Origin of the sequence: Paenibacillus sp. S25 (genome assembly GCF_019454085.1) — a bacterium.
GTDB lineage: Bacteria > Bacillota > Bacilli > Paenibacillales > Paenibacillaceae > Paenibacillus > Paenibacillus polymyxa_B.
In genome coordinates, this window is sequence record NZ_CP073683.1 from 5,175,001 (window position 1) to 5,196,308 (window position 21,308).

The window sequence follows — 21,308 nt, forward strand, 5'->3', positions numbered from 1 at the left end:
ATTGAATAGTGCCTGTACTTAACCATCCCACCATAATACTTGTGCAGAAAAGAAGTGCAGAGATTAAAATTAACCGTCTTGTCGTGTGTAAATCGTGAAAAAATGCTTTTAGTCCCATTTGATAATTCCTCCTATTAGCTCAATGGAATAATTGACAACCCCCGGCATAGCTTTAAGTAAACAAGCACTTCTAGGATGAAAGGGGCGTTATTAACCATGAATTCTTTTTTCTATGTATTGAACGGTAAAAAAATCAAACGATTCTTAATCGTAATGGCTGCAGCCGTCTTTACCGTTGGAGTCATTTATGTAGAAACCGATAATGTTACGGTTTTTTCCGAGGAAGCACCAACCGCTATTTATAGTGTACCCACGGACAAAAAGCTGATCGCTCTCACCTTTGATATTAGTTGGGGTGATAAGCGCACTGCTCCCATCTTAAAAGTCCTTGAGGATAAAAAAGTGACCAAGTCCACCTTTTTTCTTTCTGCCCCTTGGAGTAAAACACATCCAGAGCTTGTGAATCAGATTAAAGAAAGTGGATTTGAGATCGGCAGTCATGGCCATAAACACGAAAATTACAGTAGCTTAAGCGATGAAGATATTCGTAAGCAGATTTCAATTGCTCATACCACATTAACCGAACTGACGGGACAGTCCCCGAAGTTGATCCGTATGCCTAATGGCGACTTTGATAAAAGGGTTCTTCAGGTTGCTGGCACTTTAGGCTACAAAACCATTCAGTGGGATACAGATTCCCTAGACTGGAAAAACCCTGGTACTCAGGTCATAATCGACCGTGTTGTAAATAAAGCGCATCCTGGCGATATCGTCCTTCTGCATGCCAGTGATTCCTGTAAACAAACGCATGAAGCCTTGCCCGTCATTATCGACAAGTTGCGCGCACAAGGCTATGAATTCGTGACTGTATCTGAACTGCTTCAACAGGGTACAGTAAAAGGCAAAGAAGTACGCGATCAGGCACTGGGTCTTTAAGGAGTTATTTTACAACGTTCTCAGCTAAAAACCAAAAGCAAATCGACATATTTCTCCGCATTCATCCGCATACTATCCACATTCATGATGAAGGAGGAATACGGCCATGAATTGGACTCGTTTGCGATTTGTTAGCATGGTATGCGTACTGGGCGTTGCACTGAGTGGCTGCGGCTCGGATCAGGGTTCTGCGCCCCCTCAGAACAGTTATAAAGAGATGAAAACGATGGTTGTCGATATCTTGAAAAGCGATGACGGAAAAAAAGCCGTAGAGGAGGCTTTAACCGGGGAAAGCACTTCAAAAGAAGGACAATCCGGTCAAAGCAGTGAAGAGGGTGGAGCTGGTGGTGGATCTGGTGGCAGCCTGGGAATGAAAATGCTTATGCCCATGCAATCGGCTGAACAAATGAAGATCGCAGTCAAAGATACTTTAGTATCACCTGAATATAAAAAAGAAATCGAAAAGATTATGACTGATCCGCGTTTTGCAGGAGAATTTGCCAAAGCCATCAACAGCCAAAGCAAACAGCTTCATATGCAACTTATTAAAGACCCTTCTTATCAAAAATCAATTGAAGCGATGCTTAAGTCGCCAGAACTGACCAAGATGTATATGGACTTAACTAAAACTCCTGAATATCGCAAACAATCTATGACAGTCATGCATGATGCCATGCAGAATCCGATTTTTCGGCTTGAAGTCATGAATTTACTTAAAACTGTCGTACAAGAGGAACTCCAACCTAAGGTTGAGAAAAAAAGCGGTGAGCAAGGTGGCTCTGCTGATCAAAAGCAAGATGGTGGTGGTGGAGGCGAAGGAGAACAAGGTGGAGGCCAATAATAAAAAGGCTGGTTCAACAACCAGCCTTTTTTTCTTATTCAAATTCCGCGTGCAACGTCGTAATTTGAGCAGCAATATCATTGTAAATTGCCCCCGTCGCCGACTCGGATTTATATACGGATGGAGAAAAGTCGGCTTCTGAAGGGTGATTGTCTGGGATACCCAGCGGAATTTGCGCCAGCAGTTTCGTATGAAGGGTATCTGCCAGCATAGCCCCGCCACCACGTCCAAAAACATAGTCCTTTTCTCCGGTGGAGGATACATAATAGGACATGTTCTCCACAACACCAATGACCTTATGATCCGTTTGGAGCGCCATAGCCCCTGCACGTGCAGCTACAAAAGCTGCAGTTGCATGTGGGGTAGTGACAATGATTTCTTCACTCTGCGGAATCATTTGATGTACGTCAAGCGCTACATCGCCAGTTCCTGGTGGTAAATCGAGTATCATATAATCCAGTTGTCCCCATTTAACATCACTAAAAAACTGTCTGAGCATTCTCCCCAGCATGGGACCTCTCCAAATCACCGGATTGTTTTCTCTGACAAAGAAGCCCATAGACATGATTTTGATACCGAATCGCTCCACCGGCTGAATGATACCATCTTCGACAGAAGGGACATCCTCCACTCCGATCATATCCGGCACGCTAAATCCATAGATATCCGCATCAATTAAACCCACACGCTTCCCCTGTCTAGCTAAAGCAGCAGCCAAATTTACAGCTACTGTCGATTTTCCGACACCACCTTTTCCGCTTGCAATGGCAATAAACCGGACGCCAGATGCTGGGCTAAGCAGCTCATGTTCTTCCATACCAACAGCATGTCCTTTGGTCAAAACCGGGTCAGCGGCTTCCTCGGTATTCTCCACAGCTTGAATTGCGGACTTTTCATGCTCAGATGCCTCACGAATACGAATATGGACGTGGCTTAATCCCGCCTCTTCTAACGTCTGCCGGATTTCCCGCTCCAGTTCTGCACACGTCTCTTCCTGGCTATTCAGACTAATAGCGGTCAAGGATACCCGATCCTCTTTAACAACCACATCCCGAATAAAATGGAGATCGACTAGACGGCGTCCTGTTTGAGGCTCCCGCACTTGTTGAAGTAGCTCTATAACTTGCTCTCTTGATTGCATGAATTATCAGCACCTCTGCTTTAATGAATTTACGGAGTGGTAAACACTTACAGTATACCACTATCTGGCCTCAGGTGCTGGTGAGATCCCCTTTTCCCCGGCACTGTAACGCAAAATCCCCTTATATATGGACGCCGCCACCTGCCTTTGATAGTTCACATCACTTAGTCGTCTGGCTTCCTCTGGATGGGACAAAAATCCGACTTCTACAAGGGCTGATGGCATTTTGAGAGCTTTCAATAAATAAACTGTGTTCACGGTCTTAGCCACTCTATCTGTATTTTCCAAGTTGCGTTTGATCTCTTCCTGAATTAAAGACGCCAAATTCTCGTTATCTGCATGGTTAGGTACGTAAAAGGTCTGGGCTCCACTCCAACGGCTTGACGGAATACTGTTCATATGAATACTTAGAAAGAGGTCCGCTTTCTGCTCCTCAATTATACGCACACGCTGCTTCAAATCCTCCGTTTTTCTTCTGGAATAACCTTTCGTTTCTTGCTGCGCCAGGTCGCGGTCATCCTCACGTGTCATGACAACAACAGCACCTGCTTGCTGCAAATAATCCCGCAAATAAAAAGCGATTGCCAGATTAATATCCTTTTCAATAATTCCTTCTTTGCTGACCGCCCCTCCATCAGGCCCTCCGTGTCCAGCATCTATAGCAATTACTTTACCAGTAAGGGGTAAACTCCAATGGGTCCAAGCTCTCGAAGCAGGTATCTCATACAATGCCAATGTAATAAACAGAACGGCGAGACAACAGCCCAACAGCATTTTTTGCAACGTCCGATAGCGAATCCACAGTGTAACCTCGTGTTTACGATTATTTTTTTGCATAACAAAACGCCTCCGTCCTATACAGATACTAATAATCTATATGGGACGAGGCGTGTAGATAGTACAACTCAGGCATGAACAAATTCTTTCATACCTTCAATCAGCACTTGAGCGACTTCCGGTCGTGTAAATTCAGGTGGCGGGCAAACCCCAGAGCGCAACAATTCCCGTACCTTGGTGCCTGAGAGCGTCAAATGATGCTCCTTGGGATGTGGGCATGTTTTACTTGAGGCCATATTTCCACATCGGGTGCAATAAAAGCTGTGTTCAAAGAACAATGGAGTAATCCCCAGCTCTTCAGGTGTAAAGTGCCTGAAAATTTCCTGTGCTTCGTAGGTACCATAATAGTCTCCTACCCCGGCATGATCCCTTCCAACAATAAAATGGGTGCAGCCATAGTTTTTTCGCACAATAGCATGGAAAATGGCCTCTCTAGGACCCGCGTATCGCATGGCAGCAGGAAATACCCCCAGAAAAGTCCGATCAGCCGGATAATAATTGTCCAGCAGCACCAGATAGCTCTTCATACGCACATCTGCCGGAACGTCATCTGACTTGGTTTCACCAACGAGTGGGTTTAGAAACAAAGCATCCACAATCTCCATCGCACTTTTTTGGATGTACTCATGTGCCCGATGTACCGGATTTCGTGTTTGAAAACCGACCACTGTTTTCCAGCCTTTTTCTGCAAAATAGTCGCGTGTCTGTGATGGTGTATAGTAAAACTCACTAAATTGTGTGGGCTCCGGCCGATTCAGCACTTGCACAGATCCACCAACATACGTAGCAGGTCGATCTAACAGTTTGTTTACGCCAGGATGAGCCGGGTCATCGGTCTTGAATACTCGTCTGGCTTCCTCAACCTGATCTACCTGATAAATACTTTCAATATCAAGTACAGCATAGATAGTACCGTCTGTTTCACCCACCAAAGCCACCTGCTGACCTAATTTCAGTTCACTGGCTACACTTTCTACAACCGCAAGAGTAATAGGAATACTCCAGACTGTACCATCGGCAAGACGCATATCTGTTACCACCGACCGATAATCAGGTTCATTCATAAACCCCGTCAAAGGAGAGAAAGCTCCCACTCCAATCAAATCCAGATCAGAAATGGTCCATGAGTTTACACGAATAGGAAACAATTCTCCTGCGGCCTGCAAAAGTGCTTTTTGCTCCGGTCCTGTAATGATTTTATCAACAAGTGTTCCGCCATGCGGAAGAATTGCAGTCATAATGCACTTCCCTTCTCTTCATAAATACGACTCATAGTTACCTGAATACCATTTTATTGATGGAGCCCACACTCTGTTTTCTCATTGCCTGACCAGCGACCTGCACGAGGGTCTTCACCTGGTAGAACTTCACGGGTACATTGCTCACAACCGATACTGGGATAATTGCGGTCATGCAATGGATTATACAGCACTTCATGAGTACGGATATAGTTCCATACATCCTCGGATGTCCAGCTTGCCAGAGGATTAAATTTAACGAGTCCAAACTTTTCATCATACTCTACCTTTTTTGAATTCGCACGGGTAGGGGCCTGATCCCGGCGAATACCAGTAATCCATGCATCGTATTGTGACAAAATGCGTGTCAGCGGCTCAACTTTGCGTATACCACAACATGTGTTAGGATCTGTTTTCCACAGTTCCTCTCCATGCTCAGCCGCTTGCTCTTCAGGAGTAATTAAGGGAGAGACCCTGACAAAATCCAAATTATATCTGGCTTTCATCTGATCTCGCGTATCGTAAGTTTCTTGAAAATGAAAGTCGGTGTCCAAGTAAAAAATGTCGGTGGAAGGACTAATTTTTTGAAGCATATCTACTAGTACTACATCTTCTGCTCCGAAGCTACAAGCAAAGGTAAGATTGGGAAATGTAAGAACAGCATACTGGATAACTTCCTCTGGCGTAGCCTCTTCCAGTTCAATTGCCTTGACTCTAATCAACGCTTCTTTCTCCAATAAATTCATTATCAATGCGCCTCCATATGAAGATTCATAAATAAGTGTCATTTCAATACCAACTAAACTAATAAGATTAAATACAGTATAAAACTTTCACAATCATTGTCAATCCAAGGCAAAATGTCCTGATGTAAGCATTTATCCACCCAAATTTGCAGGAATGTTGCTCTGTCAGCATTCTTTAATGCTTTCTTGCGTATCCAACCAAGTTCATTGGCTTTATATAAAATATTCTTATACCAAACACTTGAAAAAGGATCTTAGGTTCCTTCTTGGATCAAGCAAGAACTATTTTGTAGAAGAAAGCAAACGTTGTTTTTGGATTTAAAATTATCGTGGGATGTTAAGCTAGGGAATAAAAGTAAATTTAGATTTCAGAGCTCTTATTTTGCATTCCAAAGATGAAGTCCGTATGTGGACGAGTTCAGATGAGGGCAAAATAGCCTTTACTCAAATTTTTAGCCAGATAAAATCCACTACACTATTCTGCAGCTCTGGCGTCAGCGATGCTTTCATTGTGGAAATTATAAAAGAAATAACTGCGTGCTGAACTCTTATTCTGCCTCTATCCCATCCTAAAGAGCTTGTAGAGGCAATTCCCGAGGAATTGGTCCACTGGACACAAGCAAGACTCTTATCGCTACTGGAAGCCTATTTAAAGCCTGCATCAAGGGGGAGCAATTTTGTGAGGGTAGACACAGTCGGACAATACATGGTACTCCCGGTTATAGTTTGGAGCGATTGCTGTGTAGACTATTTCCATTACCAGTAACCTGTACATCGCCGTTGCAATTGCAGTAGCGTAGGAAGCAGACATTGCTAGACTAAGGAGCGTCCTTCTCTCAGTGCACACAAATAAAAAGAGGTAGTCCTTGCCGTATCCCTAGCTACGCTCAAAACAGCTGCACAAGAGGCATAGACAGTATCAGCCAGAACATATCAAGGAACTTTACATAAACAAGTGAAAGCAAAGTATCTCGTAAAACAGCACTTTGCAGAGAATATTAAGATGAGGCTATATTGAATAGTCGAACATTATATTTTAGTCACAGGTTATAAACATTACAGAATAAACTCCGTTGAAATAACAAACTGTATCTGTGTATAACAATATCGCCTTCAATTACATCGTGGATAACTTTTCGTGTTCCATGCATTTGCATGCGGTTATTTATGTAATCGCAGAAACATACTGAAGCCCATGGAATTTTAGAGTAGGTCTACTTATCCACATGTGGATAATGATCAGGAAATGACTAAATAAAAAAGAACCCTTTCCATAAGGAAAAGGTTCTTCTGTATTCGAAATATTAACGTTTCGAGAACTGTGGTGCACGACGAGCGGCTTTGAGGCCGTATTTTTTACGTTCTTTCATACGTGGGTCACGAGTCAAGAAGCCTGCTTTTTTCAAAGCTGGACGGAATTCCGGATCTGCTTTCAACAGAGCACGGGAAATACCGTGGCGAATTGCGCCGGCTTGACCAGAGATACCACCACCATGAGCGATAACGAGTACGTCATAGCTGCCAACTGTTTCTGTCAGGTTCAGTGGTTGTTTTACGATCAGTTTGAGAGTTTCCAAACCGAAATATTCATTAATATCACGCTTATTGATGACAATGCGTCCTTCACCCGGTACGAGACGAACACGAGCTACCGAATGTTTACGACGACCTGTCCCATAGTATTGTACTTGTGCCATGAAACTGTCCTCCCTTTTAATTATCCGCGAAGTTCGTAAACTTCAGGTTTTTGTGCTGCATGTGGATGCTCAGTGCCTCTGTAAGCTTTAAGTCTCAGCTTCATTTTCTCGCCTTGACGAGTTTTAGGAAGCATACCGTGAACAGCCAATTCCAACATACGCTCAGGCTTGTTCTTAACCATTTCTTGTGCAACCGTTACTTTCAGACCACCCGGATGCAGGGAGTGACGGTAGTATTTCTTGTTCTCCATTTTTTTACCGGTCAATACGATTTTTTCCGCATTGATTACAACAACAAAATCACCTGTGTCCACATGTGGTGTAAATTGTGGCTTGTGTTTGCCGCGAATCAACGCAGCCGCTTCGCTTGCCAGACGGCCGAGCGTTTTGCCTTCGGCATCAATGATGTGCCAGTTGCGCTCAACTTCATTTGGCTTCGCCATATACGTAGTACGCATGAAAAGTATCCTCCTTAAGTTCGTTAACAGAAATCATCATTTATCTTCGTTCGTTAAGTTGCTGCATTATTGATGGATTAGATGTTAATTTAAAGTGATTATCTTAATTGGGGCTGTGGGAAAGCCATTAAGAAAACACAACTTTTATATTACAGGATAACCATCAATTCCGCAAGGGTAAAATCAATGTTTTTTGATGTTTTCGTCGTACTCTACATTCCAGAGCGTTAAAGCATGTCCAACGGCCGTAGGTCCGGCCTTTGAACGATTTTTCGCCTCCAAAATGGAAGGAATATCATCCGACGATTTTTTGCCTTCTCCCACTTCCAGCAAAGTACCCATAATAATCCGAACCATGTGCTGCAAAAATCCGCTACCTGTAATATAAGTATGGATAATTCCCTGATCATCCGAGTCCGGACGTGAAAAGGAATGGTCTACTGTCATATAGGCTTCGTAAATAGTGCGAACATGATTCGTCTTTTGGGAACGTCGAGATGCGAACGAAGTAAAGTCAAAGGTGCCAACTAAATGAGCTAACCCTTCCTCCATCGCTCTTACATCCAGACTCGTTGGATGATGGGCCTGTGTACGACGGTGAAAGATGTCCGGAAACCGGTTCGCATTAATACTGTACCGATATGTCTTCCGCTTCGCCATGCGGCGTGCATGAAAGGACAGTGGCACCTCTCTCGCATCCGTAACGATGATATCACGAGGCAACCAGGCATTAAGTGCCAGACACCAGCGCTGTAACGGAATCGGGGATTCAGTGTGAAAATTGAATACCTGCCCGTATGCATGTACACCTGCATCTGTACGGCCTGAGCCTGTAATTTTAAGACGCTCGCCCGTCAATGAGTAAATAGCATGTTCAAGGCAGTCCTGAATGGTGTTACCGTTAGGCTGCGTCTGAAAGCCATCATAGTGGGTTCCGTCATAGTTCACCTTCATGCACAAGTTCCGCATGCTTCTCACACCTTTGTAGGGGTAGTCTCTGGCCTCACAAGGAATAACCGAACATAACAAAGGAGAAGCCCCTCAAGGACTCCTCCAAGAGAAAAAAAGGGTTGTTCAGAATCAAGCCGATTCTGTCCACCCTTCCCTCATCTTCGCCTGTTTACGCGCGGTCAACCAATTCCAGATATACCATTGGAGCGGCGTCGCCACGACGAGGTCCCAATTTCAGGATACGAGTGTATCCACCTGGACGCTCAGTGTAACGTGTAGCCAATTCGCTAAACAGCTTTTGGATTGCATCCTGCTCACCATCCAAAGTTTCACGGCGAACGAACGCAGCCACTTGACGACGTGCGTGCAGATCTCCTTTTTTCGCTTTGGTGATCAGTTTTTCAGCAATAGAACGAACTTCTTTCGCTTTAGCCTCAGTAGTTTGGATACGCTCATACAAGAACAGATCGGTTACCAAATCACGAAACAAAGCTTTACGGGCACTGGAGTTACGGCCCAATTTTTGGTATGCCATGTAATTTCCCCTCCTTCACAAAAACGTTGCTGTACTATTCTTCCGTACGAAGTCCTAAACCAAGTTCCTCGAGCTTCTCTTGTACTTCTTCCAAAGATTTGCGACCCAAGTTACGGACCTTCATCATATCTTCTTCAGATTTAGTCGTGAGTTCTTGTACCGTATTGATACCAGCGCGCTTAAGGCAGTTATAGGAACGGACGGAGAGATCCAGCTCTTCGATCGTCATTTCAAGAACTTTTTCTTTCTTGTCTTCTTCTTTTTCAACCATAATTTCAGCATCTTTTGCCTCGTCCGTGAGACCCACGAACAACATCACATGCTCGGTCAAAATTTTGGCTCCAAGGCTCACTGCTTCCTCGGGACGAATACTTCCGTCAGTCCAAACCTCAAGTGTCAGCTTGTCATAATTCGTAACCTGGCCGACACGCGTATTTTCTACGCCGTAGTTCACGCGTGCAATCGGAGTGTAGATGGAGTCGACGGGAATGACGCCGATCGGCTGGTCATCACGTTTGTTCCGATCCTGCTTAACGTAACCGCGACCGCGATTGGCAAAAATACGCATGTGAAGTCTCGAACCCGGTCCGAGCGTAGCAATGTGAAGATCCGGATTAAGAATTTCCACATCACTATCCGCACGGATATCTCCTGCCGTTACAACTCCTTCGCCTTCCGCATCGATTTCGAGTACTTTCTCTTCATCCGAGTGGATTTTAAGCGATAAAGCTTTCAAGTTCAGAATGATCTCCGTTACGTCTTCCTTCACACCGGGAACCGTTGCAAACTCGTGCAGAACCCCATCGATCTGAACCGATGTGACTGCTGCCCCCGGTAACGAGGATAACAGAATACGGCGAAGCGAGTTTCCCAGCGTCGTACCGTATCCGCGTTCCAGCGGTTCTACTACGAATTTTCCATAGGTGCCATCATCATTGACGTCAACCGTCTCAATTTTCGGCTTTTCGATTTCTATCACTGCAATATCCCTCCTTCAAAACGTCGCTCCTATATGAAACATTCACCTTATCCATAGTCTATCATGCAGTATACCTAAACATCCATTCTTGGCAGTTTGTGCCGGATCTATACTACACGCAGAGGAGAAATCTCATTAGACGCGACGACGTTTTGGAGGACGGCATCCGTTATGAGGTACCGGAGTTACGTCTTTGATCAGGTTAACTTCCAAACCAGCAGCTTGCAAAGAGCGGATTGCTGCTTCGCGACCTGCACCAGGTCCTTTAACCATGACTTCGACAGTTTTCATGCCGTGTTCCATAGCAGCTTTAGCAGCAGTTTCTGCGGCCATTTGCGCTGCGAATGGAGTAGATTTACGGGAACCACGGAATCCCATGCCGCCTGAGCTGGCCCAAGAGATTGCGTTACCGTGTGGATCTGTGATCGTAACGATCGTGTTGTTGAACGTGGAACGGATGTGTGCCACGCCAGTCTCGATATTTTTACGGTCACGGCGTTTTGTACGTACAACTTTTTTCGGTTTAGCCATTGAATGTTATCCTCCCTTCTTATTTCTTTTTGTTCGCTACAGTCCGACGAGGACCTTTACGGGTACGAGCATTGGTTTTAGTACGTTGTCCGCGAACAGGCAACCCACGACGGTGACGAACACCACGGTAGCAGCCAATCTCAGTCAGACGTTTAATATTCAAGGAAATTTCACGACGCAGATCGCCTTCTACTTTAACTTCTTTGTCGATCGTTTCACGTAATTTGCTCACTTCATCTTCAGTCAAATCACGAACACGCGTGTTTGCACTGATGCCTGTTTCCTTCAAGATTTTCTGAGAAGTCGTTTTACCGATTCCGAAAATGTAAGTCAAGGCGATCTCAACGCGTTTGTCACGTGGCAAATCCACACCAGCTATACGAGCCATTTTACGCTACACCCCCTTCTATTAACCTTGTTTTTGTTTGTGTTTCGGATTTTCGCAAATAACCATTACGTTCCCTTTGCGGCGAATGACTTTGCATTTTTCGCAAATAGGTTTTACAGAAGGTCTTACCTTCATGTTGATTACCTCCTCCAAGCTTTACCCTGGTAAAACTCGCTTCGTGAACATTCACATCGTTTTGCCGAGCAAAACAAGTTTTTTAAATGACATACGTTTAATAAAAACCTGCATGAATTACTTGCGGTACGTTATACGGCCTTTGGTTAAATCGTAAGGCGATAACTGTACAACCACCTTGTCGCCTGTCAAAATACGGATAAAGTGCATCCGCAGCTTTCCGGAAACATGAGCAAGAATTTGATGACCGTTCTCCAGCTCTACCTTGAACGTAGCGTTCGGCAGTGGCTCGATTACCGTACCTTCAACCTCAATGACATCTTCTTTGGCCAAAGTCAGTCTCCTTTCTCTTCAGCTTGGTATTCGGACGAGTCCAGGAAAGTTTTCACTGCATGGCGCAGCTTTCCATTCGTCACCCGACCGCTTTCGTTTAAACTGTTTACAATCTCGCTACTAATCTTTGGCTGAGGCACCAAATGAAGAACATTTTTCTTCTTCGCTTGATCAAACTTTCGTTTATCCCCATCCGCAATATATACAAACCTGCTATCTGCTACTGAAACGACAACCGCAATCTGTCCGGCACCTCTGCCTTTCAGAATCTTCACCAGCTGACCGATTTGCAGGTTTCCTTGCTGAATCATTCCAATCACCTACGCACTCAGTTTCGTGAAAATGTCCATGCCGCCCGTTTCGCACGTCACCGCTTGCTCGTTATGAGCACATGAGGTTACGTTCATCGTAACGACCGTCCAGTTGTCTTCCAGCGTCCCTACATGGTGAGAACCTATCTGAATCATTGATTCAATAGCCAGCCCAATGCCGGTTTTCAGCCTCGGCCCCTGCTCAGGAATACCACGGTTTGGATTCTCAATATATTGCCGAATGGCATGCGACATTGTAAACTGGCGAGTTTTCGCGATGATATCGCCTTTGTTTAACTTGCGTTTGCCGGGAAATCCGTGCACCAGTTGTTCGTTGACTGAAGCGCAAATGCTAGCAGGAAAACCGTTATAACCTTTAAAAGACGGCACAGCTCCCTGACTGCGAATATACCGATCAGCTAAATGATCAAGTTCACCGGTCGTAATACCGGGCTCGATGTGTCCTGCCAAGAGATGATCCGTTTCCGTATCTATTCTCTTAGCTTTCCTCATAAAGCTTGATTCCGTCCCCGACTTGCAAATGATCATTACAGCTAACCCCGCAACAAGGACACGATATTTTGGGAAACCACATCAATATCCTGTTCTCCGTCAATATGACGCAGAAGATTCTGGTTCTCATAAAACGTGAGGAGTGGTGCTGTTTTATTACTATATTCGTCAAGTCGTGTTCTTACGCTATCTTCATTATCGTCAGGACGCTGATAGAGTTCCCCACCGTCTTTATCGCAAATGCCTTCAACCTTAGGAGGATTAAAGACAATATGATAGCTAGTTCCGCAGCTTTTACAAACCCGCCGTCCAGTGATTCGTGCCAACAAGTTGTCACTATCCACTTTCAGGTTGATGACGTCATCTAGCTTCGTATTCAAACGACCCAAAATTTGATCCAAGGCTTCAGCTTGAGCCAAAGTTCTTGGAAAACCGTCCAGCAAGAACCCTTTCTTGCAATCTGGCTGTTGTAGCCGTTCTTCAACGATACCGATTGTTACGTCATCCGGAACAAGTTCACCCTTGTCGATATATTCTTTAGCTTTAATGCCAATAGGTGTTCCCTGTTTCATCGCTAGGCGAAAAGCATCACCTGTCGAGATATGAGGAATGCCGAATTCCTTCACAATGACATCTGCTTGTGTACCTTTACCAGCCCCCGGAGGGCCCATGATCAAAATATTCACAATCTGTCACTCCTCAAGACGACCCCTACACAAGAAACAGCACAAAAGGTGCCGGTAAGCATGCGAACATCCTAAGCCGGTACCTATTGCCTATTTGTTGATGAAGCCTTTGTAATGGCGTTTGATCAGTTGGCTTTCGATTTGCTTCATTGTATCCAATGCTACACCAATGATGATGAGCAATGAAGTACCGCCAATTTGCACGGACCGAGGCAAGCCCGAAAGCGAACCGAAGAATACCGGCAAAACGGATATGACTGCCAGAAACAAAGCTCCTGTCATTGTCAAACGTGACATTACTCGTGTCAAGTATTTCTCCGTGGCTTTACCCGGGCGAATTCCCGGAATATAACCGCCGTTTTTCTTCATGTTGTCGGCCATTTGCTGCGGATTCATCTGTACAAAGGTATAGAAGAATGTGAAACCGATAATCATTACGACATACAAAACCATGCCCAGCGGCTTGTCATAATACAAGTAAGTGGTAATCCACTTAGCCCAAGCGTGATCTGCCCAGAAACTCGCAATAATTGTCGGGAATTGCAGCAATGATACCGCAAAGATTACCGGAATAACGCCTGCCGCATTAATTTTCATCGGAATATGCGTATTCTGGCCACCGTACATTTTGTTGCCAACTACACGTTTCGCGTATTGTACCGGGATTTTCCGAATACCTTGCTGGATGTAGATAACACCAACAATAATCAGAACAATCACCAGGGCAATTATAATTGCCTTCAGAATATTCATAAACAGCTGATCTGCCTGAATAAACTGAGATTCTACAACCGTCCGAATATGTCTTGGAATACCCGCCGCAATCCCTGCGAAGATAACAATAGAGATACCGTTGCCGATTCCCTTTTCGGTAATTTGCTCACCGAGCCACATAAGGAACGTAGTTCCTGCTGTAAGCACAATGGCAATGACCAGATAATCTGCAAAAGTGGCTCCTGGAATCATCGCTGCACCGTACAGTCGATTAAAGCCAATCGACGTTCCGAATGCTTGAATCAGGCCAAGTATTACCGTACCATAACGCGTAATTTGAGCCAACTTCTTTTTACCATGCTCTCCTTGTTTAGCCCATTCCGCAAGTTTCGGAATCACGTCCATTGACAGCAACTGTACAATGATGGACGCTGTAATATATGGCATAATCCCGAGGGCGAAGATCGAAAACTGATACAATGCGCCCCCTGAGAAGGTGTTAAGGAGTCCAAACAACTCGCTTCCTGCCTGATCCTGAGAAGTAAAGACTTGCTTGTTCACGCCGGGAACCGGCACGAAGGAGCCAATACGATATACAAAGAGTATAAACAGGGTAAACAGGATTCGGGTTCTAAGATCCTCAACCCGCCATATATTTTTCAGGGTCTTGAACATTAGATCACCTCGGTTTTACCGCCGGCAGCTTCAATTTTCTCTACCGCAGATTGAGAGAACTTGTTCGCTTTAACTGTCAACTTCACAGTGATTTCACCGTTACCCAGAATTTTAATTCCGGATTTGGCGTTTTTCACAATGCCATTGTTCAGCAAAAACTCAGGGCTTACTTCAGTACCCGCTGCAAAACTGTTCAAATCTTCGATATTCAAAACCGCATACTCTTTACGAGTAGGATTTACGAAACCGCGTTTAGGCAAGCGACGATACAGTGGGTTTTGACCACCCTCGAAGCCCGGACGTACACCACCGCCGGAACGAGCGTTTTGACCTTTATGACCACGACCAGAAGTTTTACCCGTACCGCTACTAGGACCACGACCCAAACGTTTACGTTCTTTGCGGGAGCCTGGAGCTGGGGAAAGTTCATGTAACTTCATCGTTCGTTGCACCTCCTTGATTATTGTTAAAATACTTTATTTCTTAAGCCTCAATTTCTTTAACAGAAACCAAATGGCTAACTTGATTAATCATCCCGCGAATAGCTGCATTGTCGGGTTGAACTACTTTATGGTTGATTTTACGCAAGCCGAGCGTTTTAACAGTCGTTCTCTGATTACCAGGACGGCCGATCAACGAACGAACGAGGGTAATTTCTAATTTCGCCATGATATTCCCTCCTTAGCCCAGCAGCTCTTCGATGGATTTGCCGCGCAATTTTGCAACTTCTTCAGCGCGTTTCAAGCGGGACAAACCTTCCAAAGTCGCATTGACCATATTCATGGAATTCGAAGAACCCAAAGATTTTGTCAAGATATCACCTACACCAGCAAGTTCCAGTACAGCACGAACCGGACCACCAGCGATAACTCCAGTACCTTCCGATGCCGGTTTCAACAGAACCCGGCCAGCACCGAACTTACCTGTAACAAGGTGAGGAATTGTTGTTCCTACGAGTGGAACGTGAACCAGGTTTTTCTTAGCATCTTCAATACCTTTGCGAATTGCATCAGGTACTTCGCCAGCTTTACCGATTCCAGCGCCTACCCAGCCGTTGCCGTCGCCCACTACTACCAGAGCACTGAAGCTGAAACGGCGTCCGCCTTTGACAACTTTAGCTACACGATTAATATTTACTACTCTTTCAGTCAGTTCCAAAGTATTCGGATCTACACGCAAGTCGTTAACCTCCTTTTGAGAAATGTCTTAGAATTCAAGGCCTGCTTCGCGAGCTGCATCAGCCAAAGCTTGAATCCGTCCATGATACAAGTATCCACCACGGTCAAATACGATGTTAGCATGACCTTTTTCTTTCGCACGTTTAGCAACGAGTTCGCCAACTTTACGAGCTGCTTCTACACTACCGCCGTTTTTGATTTCGCTGCTCAGTTCTTTATCCATAGTGGATGCAGATACCAATGTTACACCAGCTACATCATCAATCAGTTGTGCGTAGATATGCTTGGAAGAGCGGAATACGTTCAAACGAGGACGTACAGCCGTACCTTCGATTTTCTTACGTACACGCAGATGTCTTCTGACACGTGCTTTATTTTTATCTTGTTTTGTAATCATCTCAAGTTTTCACTCCCTTCAGTTTGCCTTTTAAAACTTTATACTAAGACGCACTGGGTAAAAAAGAAGTACGAAGTCTTTCCAGCAGAAAGACCGCACAAAGTCGGTAAGAAACTTATTTCTTCTTACCGGCTTTACCTTCTTTACGAATGATGCGCTCGCCTTCGTATTTAATCCCTTTACCTTTGTACGGTTCAGGTTCACGAACGGAACGGATTTTAGCAGCGTAGGCACCTACACGCTCTTTATCAATTCCGCGAACGATAATTTTAGTGTTCGAAGGAACTTCGAATTCGATGCCCGCTTCCGGTGTGATTTCAACCGGGTGAGAGTATCCAACGTTCAAAACGATTTTATCTCCGGATTTGCTTGCACGATATCCGACCCCAACCAGCTCCAGAGATTTTGAAAACCCTTCAGTTACACCACTTACCATGTTGTTGACAACGCTGCGGGTTGTTCCATGCAAAGAGCGGTGAAGTTTGTTGTCCGAAGGACGAACTACATTAATTTCATTGTTTTCCACAGTAACGGACATGTCTTTATGAAGCTCACGAGTCAATGTTCCTTTAGGACCTTTAACTGTGATCGCTGTGTTGTTCAAAGTCACGTCAACACCACTTGGTACTGTGATTGGTTTACGACCAATACGGGACATATCTGTTGCACCTCCTATCTTTTAAACGTTATCTTACCAAACGTAGCAAACAACTTCTCCGCCGGCTTTAGACTGACGTGCTTCTTTGTCGGTCATGATACCTTTGGATGTTGAAATGATTGCGATCCCGAGTCCACCCAGTACGCGTGGAATCTCATTGCTCTTCGTGTAAACGCGAAGACCTGGTTTACTGATTCTTTTCAAACCTGTAATAACACGCTCGTTGTTCGCACCGTATTTCAAGAAAATACGGATGATCCCTTGTTTGCTATCTTCAACAAATTCCGCATCACGAATGAATCCTTCACGTTTCAGGATGTCGGCGATTTGTTTTTTCATTGTAGATGCAGGCATTTCTACTGTTTCGTGACGAACTGTGTTCGCGTTACGAATACGAGTAAGCATATCTGCAATTGGATCAGACATAGTCATTGTGTATAAACCTCCTTCCCAAACAGGACTTTTTACCAGCTTGCTTTTTTCACGCCAGGAATCTGGCCTTTATAAGCTAATTCACGGAAGCAAATTCTGCAGATCTTAAACTTTTGCAGTACCGAATGTGGACGACCACAACGCTCGCAACGAGTGTAAGCACGAACTTTAAACTTTGGTGCGCGTTGTTGTTTGACTTTCATTGAAGTTTTTGCCACTTAGCCTGACACCTCCTAAATAGTTTCGGAGAACAGGGTGTCTTTAAAATCAGACGCCCGAAACGTTATGCCAACATTATTTTGCGAAAGGCATGCCCAGCTGAGTCAGAAGCTCACGGGACTCTTCGTCAGTTTTGGCAGTCGTTACGATAACGATGTCCATACCACGAACTTTATCAACTTGATCATACTCGATTTCCGGGAAGATCAACTGTTCTTTCAGACCAAGTGTGTAGTTACCACGTCCGTCGAAAGCTTTTGTCGATACACCATGGAAGTCACGTACGCGAGGAAGAGTAATGTTGAACAATTTGTCCAAGAAATAATACATACGCTCGCCACGAAGTGTTACCTTTACACCGATCGGCATGTTTTCACGCAATTTAAAACCTGCAATAGATTTTTTTGCGCGAGTGATTACTGGTTTTTGACCAGCAATTAGCTGCATGTCGTTGAGAGCTGAATCAAGTACTTTGGAGTTTTGGACTGCGTCGCCAACACCCATGTTGATTACAACTTTCTCGATTTTAGGCACTTGCATCACTGTTGTATAGTTGAACTTCTGCATCAAAGCAGGAGTGATTTCTTTCAAGAAACGTTCTTTCATTCTTGTTGTAGCCATGAATCATATACCTCCTTTCTTCAAAAAATAATTAGTCGATCACTTCGCCAGAACGTTTTGCAATGCGCACTTTTTTTCCGTTGTCCAAAACTTTGTAACCAACACGGGTTACTTTTCCGCTCTTCGGATCAATGTGCATAACGTTGGAAACGTGAATCGGAGCTTCTTTCTCGATGATGCCGCCTTGTGGATTCAGCTGATTAGGCTTTTGGTGTTTTTTAATCATGTTAACACCTTCCACAAGCACACGGTTTTGACGAGGGTAAGCAGCGATAACGCGACCTTTTTTACCTTTATCTTTACCTGTAATCACCAGAACAGTGTCGTCTTTTTTGACGTGCAGCTTGTTGTTATGGGATTCCAGAACTTTTTTCACTTTTGGCATTTCGTACACCTCCTACGGGCACATTTTAAGGTGAGTTTAGATCACTTCCGGAGCCAAGGAAACGATTTTCATGAAGTCCTTGTCACGAAGTTCGCGAGCAACTGGTCCGAAAATACGAGTACCACGTGGGCTCTTGTCTTCTTTAACGACCACTGCTGCGTTCTCGTCAAATCCGATGTAGGAACCGTCTTTACGGCGGATAGAACGTTTAGTACGAACAACAACCGCTCTTACTACATCACCCTTTTTGACAACGCCGCCTGGTGTTGCTTGTTTTACGGAACAAACGATCAGGTCACCAATTTGAGCTGTACGACGTCCCGTACCACCGAGCACACGGATACACATCAGTTCCTTCGCGCCGGAATTGTCAGCTACAGTCAAACGTGTAAATGGTTGAATCATTTATTTATCCTCCTTTCGGAAAAACTACACTACATTAGATTATAACAGCTTTTTCAACGATTTCGACCAGTCTCCAGTTTTTGTCTTTGGACAAAGGGCGAGTTTCCATGATTTTAACAGTATCACCGATTTGTGCAGTGTTGTTTTCATCATGAGCTTTGAATTTCTTAGTTACTTTAATGCGTTTATGGTAGAGATCATGTTTTTTGTAAGTTTCTACAGCAATCACAATCGTTTTATCCATTTTGTCGCTGACTACTTTACCGACTAATACTTTACGGGCATTACGTTCGCTCATTGTTGGCCTCCTTCCTAATTACAGGCGGATTTCCCACCCGGTCTGATATCTTAGCTAATCCCAAGTTCTCTTTCACGGATCACAGTTTTAGCACGAGCAATTTCCTTACGCACAGCGCCGATCCGAGTCGGGTTATCAAGCTGACCGGTAGCGAGTTGAAAACGAAGGTTGAAAAGTTCTTCTTTAAAACCGGAGATCTTTTGTTCGATTTCAGCAGTGGTTAGGTTGCGGAATTCACTAGCCTTCATTTGCTTCACCACCCAATTCTTCACGTTTCACAAACTTAGTTTTGATTGGCAGTTTGTGAGCGGCAAGACGCATTGCTTCACGAGCAATCTCTTCCGGAACACCAGCAAGTTCAAACATAATCTTGCCTGGTTTCACTACTGCAACCCATTTTTCTACGTTACCTTTACCACTACCCATACGAACCTCAAGAGGCTTCTGAGTAATTGGTTTGTCAGGGAAAATTTTAATCCAAACCTTACCACCACGTTTGATGTAACGAGTCATCGCAATACGAGCAGCTTCGATTTGACGGTTAGTAATCCATGCAGGTTCAGTAGCTTGCAAACCGTACTCACCAAAGTTCAGTGTAGTACCGCCTTTTGCACGACCCTTCATATGACCACGTTGTTGTTTACGATGTTTTACGCGTTTTGGTACCAACATGATTAGTTGCCTCCTTCCTGAGGAGCTTGTTTCTTAGCTGGAGGAAGAACCTCTCCACGATAGATCCATACTTTTACGCCAAGACGACCGTAAGTAGTATGAGCTTCCGCTGTACCATAGTCAATGTCAGCACGAAGTGTATGCAGTGGAACAGTTCCTTCGCTGTACCCTTCGGAACGAGCGATTTCGGCACCGCCAAGACGTCCGCCTACTTGAGTTTTAATTCCTTTTGCTCCGGAACGCATAGTTCTTTGAATCGCTTGTTTCAAAGCACGACGGAAAGAAACACGACGTTCCAATTGTTGTGCAATGCTTTCAGCAACCAGAATTGCGTCCAGTTCAGGATTTTTAATTTCAGAAATATTGATGTGTACCTTTTTACCGCCTGCGATTTTAGTAATTTCATTACGCAGATTTTCAACTTCGGAACCACCCTTACCGATAACCATACCTGGTTTCGCAGTGTGAATCGTTACGTTGACACGGTTAGCTGCTCTCTCGATTTCAACACGGGATACAGCGGAGTCTTTCAATCTTTTTTTCAGATGTTCACGAATTCTAACGTCTTCCAGCAAAAGATCACCGAAATCTTTGCCTGCATACCATTTGGATTCCCAATCACGGATAATACCGATTCGGAGTCCGACGGGATTTACCTTTTGGCCCACACGTTTTCCCTCCTTATTTTTCAGATACCACCAGAGTAATATGACTGGTGCGTTTGTTGATGCGGCTTGCACGACCCATTGCACGCGGGCGGAATCGTTTCATTGTAGGACCTTGGTTTACAAAAACCTGAGATACTACCAATTTATTTACGTCCAAAGAGTAGTTGTGATCTGCATTTGCAATCGCAGAATTCAACAATTTCTCAACGACTGGAGAAGCGGACTTTGGAGTGTGACGAAGAATTGCGATCGCCTCACCAACCTGCTTACCGCGAATCAAATCGATAACAAGTTTCACTTTGCGAGCAGAAATCCGTACGGACTTAGCATGTGCTTTTGCTTCCATTGAGTTTACCTCCTCTCAAACACTACGCTGTGTTGATTATCTTCTTGTTTTCTTATCGTCATCCGTATGGCCTTTGTACGTACGTGTTGGAGCAAATTCGCCCAATTTGTGTCCGACCATATCTTCCGTTACGTATACTGGCACGTGTTTACGGCCATCGTATACACCAAACGTATGTCCGATAAATTGCGGGAAAATCGTAGAGCGACGGGACCAAGTTTTGATTACCACTTTTTTGTCCGACTCGTTCAAAACCTCTACTTTTTTCAACAGGTAACCATCAATGAATGGTCCTTTTTTGAGACTGCGACCCATTTATGAATC

36 protein-coding genes (1 of these 36 running past the window's edge) are annotated in these 21,308 nt (G+C 44.5%); 2 read left to right on the forward strand and 34 right to left on the reverse strand.

Features of this window, described 5'->3' with window-relative positions; genetic code table 11:
* Window positions 1-118, reverse strand: partial view of a stage II sporulation protein M gene (locus KAI37_RS22660; protein ID WP_220030262.1) — the start only. 497 nt of this gene lie to the left of the window's left edge; 118 of the gene's 615 nt are visible here — the first part of the coding sequence; the start codon lies at window positions 116-118; its stop codon lies beyond the left edge, outside the window.
* Between the two features lie 98 nt (window positions 119-216).
* Between KAI37_RS22660 and pdaB the strand changes: the two genes are divergently transcribed.
* Window positions 217-996, forward strand: coding sequence for a polysaccharide deacetylase family sporulation protein PdaB (gene pdaB, locus KAI37_RS22665; RefSeq protein ID WP_023990485.1), 780 nt, complete (start codon window positions 217-219; stop codon window positions 994-996).
* 106 nt (window positions 997-1,102) lie between these two features.
* Window positions 1,103-1,837: a spore germination lipoprotein GerD gene (gerD, locus tag KAI37_RS22670; protein ID WP_220030263.1), complete on the forward strand. Its 735-nt coding sequence runs from the start codon at window positions 1,103-1,105 to the stop codon at window positions 1,835-1,837.
* A 34-nt stretch (window positions 1,838-1,871) separates the two neighbouring features.
* Here the strand turns inward: gerD and KAI37_RS22675 are convergent, their stop codons facing one another.
* The 33 genes from KAI37_RS22675 to rpsS form a co-directional block, all read right to left on the reverse strand.
* Window positions 1,872-2,978: an Mrp/NBP35 family ATP-binding protein gene (locus tag KAI37_RS22675; RefSeq protein WP_076294723.1), complete on the reverse strand. Its 1,107-nt coding sequence runs from the start codon at window positions 2,976-2,978 to the stop codon at window positions 1,872-1,874.
* 60 nt (window positions 2,979-3,038) lie between these two features.
* Window positions 3,039-3,815, reverse strand: a complete 777-nt coding sequence (cwlD, locus tag KAI37_RS22680) for an N-acetylmuramoyl-L-alanine amidase CwlD (protein ID WP_069080586.1) — start codon at window positions 3,813-3,815, stop codon at window positions 3,039-3,041.
* A 68-nt stretch (window positions 3,816-3,883) separates the two neighbouring features.
* Window positions 3,884-5,053, reverse strand: a complete 1,170-nt coding sequence (sat, locus tag KAI37_RS22685; RefSeq protein WP_220030266.1) for a sulfate adenylyltransferase — start codon at window positions 5,051-5,053, stop codon at window positions 3,884-3,886.
* A gap of 53 nt (window positions 5,054-5,106) precedes the next feature.
* Entirely contained in the window at window positions 5,107-5,799 is a 693-nt protein-coding gene (locus tag KAI37_RS22690; RefSeq protein ID WP_068939394.1) for a phosphoadenylyl-sulfate reductase, read from the reverse strand.
* A gap of 1,304 nt (window positions 5,800-7,103) precedes the next feature.
* Window positions 7,104-7,496: a 30S ribosomal protein S9 gene (rpsI, locus tag KAI37_RS22695; protein WP_013312140.1), complete on the reverse strand. Its 393-nt coding sequence runs from the start codon at window positions 7,494-7,496 to the stop codon at window positions 7,104-7,106.
* Window positions 7,497-7,516: 20 nt separating this feature from the next.
* Window positions 7,517-7,954: a 50S ribosomal protein L13 gene (gene rplM / locus KAI37_RS22700; protein WP_013312141.1), complete on the reverse strand. Its 438-nt coding sequence runs from the start codon at window positions 7,952-7,954 to the stop codon at window positions 7,517-7,519.
* Between the two features lie 183 nt (window positions 7,955-8,137).
* Entirely contained in the window at window positions 8,138-8,923 is a 786-nt protein-coding gene (truA, locus tag KAI37_RS22705; RefSeq protein WP_071643175.1) for a tRNA pseudouridine(38-40) synthase TruA, read from the reverse strand.
* A 151-nt stretch (window positions 8,924-9,074) separates the two neighbouring features.
* On the reverse strand, window positions 9,075-9,440 hold the full coding sequence (gene rplQ / locus KAI37_RS22710; protein ID WP_013312143.1) for a 50S ribosomal protein L17: 366 nt from the start codon (window positions 9,438-9,440) through the stop codon (window positions 9,075-9,077).
* A 34-nt stretch (window positions 9,441-9,474) separates the two neighbouring features.
* The gene (locus KAI37_RS22715) at window positions 9,475-10,419 is read right to left on the reverse strand and encodes a DNA-directed RNA polymerase subunit alpha (protein WP_007432558.1); all 945 of its coding nucleotides are present in this window, start codon (window positions 10,417-10,419) and stop codon (window positions 9,475-9,477) included.
* 135 nt (window positions 10,420-10,554) lie between these two features.
* Entirely contained in the window at window positions 10,555-10,950 is a 396-nt protein-coding gene (rpsK, locus tag KAI37_RS22720; RefSeq protein ID WP_013312144.1) for a 30S ribosomal protein S11, read from the reverse strand.
* Window positions 10,951-10,969: 19 nt separating this feature from the next.
* Window positions 10,970-11,338, reverse strand: coding sequence for a 30S ribosomal protein S13 (rpsM, locus tag KAI37_RS22725; RefSeq protein WP_007432560.1), 369 nt, complete (start codon window positions 11,336-11,338; stop codon window positions 10,970-10,972).
* Window positions 11,339-11,359: 21 nt separating this feature from the next.
* Window positions 11,360-11,473, reverse strand: coding sequence for a 50S ribosomal protein L36 (gene rpmJ, locus KAI37_RS22730; RefSeq protein WP_003333770.1), 114 nt, complete (start codon window positions 11,471-11,473; stop codon window positions 11,360-11,362).
* 117 nt (window positions 11,474-11,590) lie between these two features.
* Complete coding sequence (gene infA, locus KAI37_RS22735) at window positions 11,591-11,806, reverse strand: translation initiation factor IF-1 (RefSeq protein ID WP_006212898.1); 216 nt, start codon at window positions 11,804-11,806, stop codon at window positions 11,591-11,593.
* Window positions 11,807-11,808: 2 nt separating this feature from the next.
* Complete coding sequence (locus KAI37_RS22740) at window positions 11,809-12,117, reverse strand: KOW domain-containing RNA-binding protein (RefSeq protein WP_013312145.1); 309 nt, start codon at window positions 12,115-12,117, stop codon at window positions 11,809-11,811.
* 9 nt (window positions 12,118-12,126) lie between these two features.
* Entirely contained in the window at window positions 12,127-12,666 is a 540-nt protein-coding gene (locus tag KAI37_RS22745; protein ID WP_049827765.1) for a M24 family metallopeptidase, read from the reverse strand.
* 5 nt (window positions 12,667-12,671) lie between these two features.
* Complete coding sequence (locus KAI37_RS22750) at window positions 12,672-13,316, reverse strand: adenylate kinase (RefSeq protein WP_013312147.1); 645 nt, start codon at window positions 13,314-13,316, stop codon at window positions 12,672-12,674.
* 90 nt (window positions 13,317-13,406) lie between these two features.
* A complete protein-coding gene (gene secY / locus KAI37_RS22755) occupies window positions 13,407-14,705 on the reverse strand; it encodes a preprotein translocase subunit SecY (protein ID WP_061831397.1) in 1,299 nt (432 codons plus the stop codon).
* Complete coding sequence (gene rplO, locus KAI37_RS22760; protein ID WP_013312149.1) at window positions 14,705-15,145, reverse strand: 50S ribosomal protein L15; 441 nt, start codon at window positions 15,143-15,145, stop codon at window positions 14,705-14,707. Before rplO ends, secY begins: the two co-directional genes overlap by 1 nt.
* Window positions 15,146-15,188: 43 nt before the next feature.
* The gene (gene rpmD, locus KAI37_RS22765) at window positions 15,189-15,374 is read right to left on the reverse strand and encodes a 50S ribosomal protein L30 (protein ID WP_013312150.1); all 186 of its coding nucleotides are present in this window, start codon (window positions 15,372-15,374) and stop codon (window positions 15,189-15,191) included.
* Between the two features lie 12 nt (window positions 15,375-15,386).
* Window positions 15,387-15,884 (reverse strand): 30S ribosomal protein S5, encoded by a 498-nt coding sequence (gene rpsE, locus KAI37_RS22770; protein WP_013312151.1) that lies wholly within the window; start codon window positions 15,882-15,884, stop codon window positions 15,387-15,389.
* Window positions 15,885-15,911: 27 nt separating this feature from the next.
* Window positions 15,912-16,280 carry a 50S ribosomal protein L18 gene (rplR, locus tag KAI37_RS22775; protein WP_007432568.1) on the reverse strand — a complete coding sequence of 123 codons (369 nt, stop codon included), beginning with the start codon at window positions 16,278-16,280 and terminating at the stop codon, window positions 15,912-15,914.
* 115 nt (window positions 16,281-16,395) lie between these two features.
* Window positions 16,396-16,938: a 50S ribosomal protein L6 gene (gene rplF / locus KAI37_RS22780; RefSeq protein WP_013312152.1), complete on the reverse strand. Its 543-nt coding sequence runs from the start codon at window positions 16,936-16,938 to the stop codon at window positions 16,396-16,398.
* Between the two features lie 33 nt (window positions 16,939-16,971).
* On the reverse strand, window positions 16,972-17,370 hold the full coding sequence (gene rpsH, locus KAI37_RS22785) for a 30S ribosomal protein S8 (RefSeq protein WP_007432570.1): 399 nt from the start codon (window positions 17,368-17,370) through the stop codon (window positions 16,972-16,974).
* Window positions 17,371-17,402: 32 nt separating this feature from the next.
* Complete coding sequence (locus KAI37_RS22790; protein ID WP_010348808.1) at window positions 17,403-17,588, reverse strand: type Z 30S ribosomal protein S14; 186 nt, start codon at window positions 17,586-17,588, stop codon at window positions 17,403-17,405.
* 76 nt (window positions 17,589-17,664) lie between these two features.
* On the reverse strand, window positions 17,665-18,210 hold the full coding sequence (rplE, locus tag KAI37_RS22795) for a 50S ribosomal protein L5 (RefSeq protein WP_007432571.1): 546 nt from the start codon (window positions 18,208-18,210) through the stop codon (window positions 17,665-17,667).
* Between the two features lie 31 nt (window positions 18,211-18,241).
* Entirely contained in the window at window positions 18,242-18,595 is a 354-nt protein-coding gene (gene rplX, locus KAI37_RS22800) for a 50S ribosomal protein L24 (protein ID WP_013312155.1), read from the reverse strand.
* 36 nt (window positions 18,596-18,631) lie between these two features.
* A complete protein-coding gene (gene rplN, locus KAI37_RS22805; RefSeq protein WP_007432573.1) occupies window positions 18,632-19,000 on the reverse strand; it encodes a 50S ribosomal protein L14 in 369 nt (122 codons plus the stop codon).
* Between the two features lie 34 nt (window positions 19,001-19,034).
* Window positions 19,035-19,298, reverse strand: coding sequence for a 30S ribosomal protein S17 (gene rpsQ / locus KAI37_RS22810; protein WP_007432574.1), 264 nt, complete (start codon window positions 19,296-19,298; stop codon window positions 19,035-19,037).
* A gap of 50 nt (window positions 19,299-19,348) precedes the next feature.
* Window positions 19,349-19,546: a 50S ribosomal protein L29 gene (gene rpmC, locus KAI37_RS22815; protein ID WP_007432575.1), complete on the reverse strand. Its 198-nt coding sequence runs from the start codon at window positions 19,544-19,546 to the stop codon at window positions 19,349-19,351.
* Window positions 19,536-19,970, reverse strand: coding sequence for a 50S ribosomal protein L16 (rplP, locus tag KAI37_RS22820; RefSeq protein WP_007432576.1), 435 nt, complete (start codon window positions 19,968-19,970; stop codon window positions 19,536-19,538). The genes rpmC and rplP overlap by 11 nt, the downstream gene beginning before the upstream one ends.
* 2 nt (window positions 19,971-19,972) lie before the next feature.
* Window positions 19,973-20,638 (reverse strand): 30S ribosomal protein S3, encoded by a 666-nt coding sequence (gene rpsC / locus KAI37_RS22825; protein ID WP_013312156.1) that lies wholly within the window; start codon window positions 20,636-20,638, stop codon window positions 19,973-19,975.
* Window positions 20,639-20,651: 13 nt separating this feature from the next.
* Window positions 20,652-20,984: a 50S ribosomal protein L22 gene (gene rplV, locus KAI37_RS22830; protein ID WP_013312157.1), complete on the reverse strand. Its 333-nt coding sequence runs from the start codon at window positions 20,982-20,984 to the stop codon at window positions 20,652-20,654.
* 36 nt (window positions 20,985-21,020) lie between these two features.
* A complete protein-coding gene (rpsS, locus tag KAI37_RS22835; RefSeq protein ID WP_007432579.1) occupies window positions 21,021-21,299 on the reverse strand; it encodes a 30S ribosomal protein S19 in 279 nt (92 codons plus the stop codon).
* Window positions 21,300-21,308: the final 9 nt, after the last annotated feature.

Bases quoted from the DNA above. Each gene is read 5' to 3' on its own strand.
- pdaB (WP_023990485.1), top strand. From the start codon at position 217: ATGAATTCTTTTTTCTATGTATTGAACGGTAAAAAAATCAAACGATTC.
- gerD (WP_220030263.1), top strand. From the start codon at position 1,103: ATGAATTGGACTCGTTTGCGATTTGTTAGCATGGTATGCGTACTGGGC.
- KAI37_RS22675 (WP_076294723.1), bottom strand. From the start codon at position 2,978: ATGCAATCAAGAGAGCAAGTTATAGAGCTACTTCAACAAGTGCGGGAG.
- cwlD (WP_069080586.1), bottom strand. From the start codon at position 3,815: ATGCAAAAAAATAATCGTAAACACGAGGTTACACTGTGGATTCGCTAT.
- sat (WP_220030266.1), bottom strand. From the start codon at position 5,053: ATGACTGCAATTCTTCCGCATGGCGGAACACTTGTTGATAAAATCATT.
- KAI37_RS22690 (WP_068939394.1), bottom strand. From the start codon at position 5,799: ATGAATTTATTGGAGAAAGAAGCGTTGATTAGAGTCAAGGCAATTGAA.
- rpsI (WP_013312140.1), bottom strand. From the start codon at position 7,496: ATGGCACAAGTACAATACTATGGGACAGGTCGTCGTAAACATTCGGTA.
- rplM (WP_013312141.1), bottom strand. From the start codon at position 7,954: ATGCGTACTACGTATATGGCGAAGCCAAATGAAGTTGAGCGCAACTGG.
- truA (WP_071643175.1), bottom strand. From the start codon at position 8,923: ATGCGGAACTTGTGCATGAAGGTGAACTATGACGGAACCCACTATGAT.
- rplQ (WP_013312143.1), bottom strand. From the start codon at position 9,440: ATGGCATACCAAAAATTGGGCCGTAACTCCAGTGCCCGTAAAGCTTTG.
- rpsK (WP_013312144.1), bottom strand. From the start codon at position 10,950: ATGGCTAAACCGAAAAAAGTTGTACGTACAAAACGCCGTGACCGTAAA.
- rpsM (WP_007432560.1), bottom strand. From the start codon at position 11,338: ATGGCTCGTATAGCTGGTGTGGATTTGCCACGTGACAAACGCGTTGAG.
- rpmJ (WP_003333770.1), bottom strand. From the start codon at position 11,473: ATGAAGGTAAGACCTTCTGTAAAACCTATTTGCGAAAAATGCAAAGTC.
- KAI37_RS22740 (WP_013312145.1), bottom strand. From the start codon at position 12,117: ATGATTCAGCAAGGAAACCTGCAAATCGGTCAGCTGGTGAAGATTCTG.
- KAI37_RS22745 (WP_049827765.1), bottom strand. From the start codon at position 12,666: ATGATCATTTGCAAGTCGGGGACGGAATCAAGCTTTATGAGGAAAGCT.
- secY (WP_061831397.1), bottom strand. From the start codon at position 14,705: ATGTTCAAGACCCTGAAAAATATATGGCGGGTTGAGGATCTTAGAACC.
- rplO (WP_013312149.1), bottom strand. From the start codon at position 15,145: ATGAAGTTACATGAACTTTCCCCAGCTCCAGGCTCCCGCAAAGAACGT.
- rpmD (WP_013312150.1), bottom strand. From the start codon at position 15,374: ATGGCGAAATTAGAAATTACCCTCGTTCGTTCGTTGATCGGCCGTCCT.
- rplR (WP_007432568.1), bottom strand. From the start codon at position 16,280: ATGATTACAAAACAAGATAAAAATAAAGCACGTGTCAGAAGACATCTG.
- rplF (WP_013312152.1), bottom strand. From the start codon at position 16,938: ATGTCCCGTATTGGTCGTAAACCAATCACAGTACCAAGTGGTGTTGAC.
- rpsH (WP_007432570.1), bottom strand. From the start codon at position 17,370: ATGACTATGTCTGATCCAATTGCAGATATGCTTACTCGTATTCGTAAC.
- rplE (WP_007432571.1), bottom strand. From the start codon at position 18,210: ATGGCTACAACAAGAATGAAAGAACGTTTCTTGAAAGAAATCACTCCT.
- rplX (WP_013312155.1), bottom strand. From the start codon at position 18,595: ATGCCAAAAGTGAAAAAAGTTCTGGAATCCCATAACAACAAGCTGCAC.
- rplN (WP_007432573.1), bottom strand. From the start codon at position 19,000: ATGATTCAACCATTTACACGTTTGACTGTAGCTGACAATTCCGGCGCG.
- rpsQ (WP_007432574.1), bottom strand. From the start codon at position 19,298: ATGAGCGAACGTAATGCCCGTAAAGTATTAGTCGGTAAAGTAGTCAGC.
- rpmC (WP_007432575.1), bottom strand. From the start codon at position 19,546: ATGAAGGCTAGTGAATTCCGCAACCTAACCACTGCTGAAATCGAACAA.
- rplP (WP_007432576.1), bottom strand. From the start codon at position 19,970: ATGTTGGTACCAAAACGCGTAAAACATCGTAAACAACAACGTGGTCAT.
- rplV (WP_013312157.1), bottom strand. From the start codon at position 20,984: ATGGAAGCAAAAGCACATGCTAAGTCCGTACGGATTTCTGCTCGCAAA.
- rpsS (WP_007432579.1), bottom strand. From the start codon at position 21,299: ATGGGTCGCAGTCTCAAAAAAGGACCATTCATTGATGGTTACCTGTTG.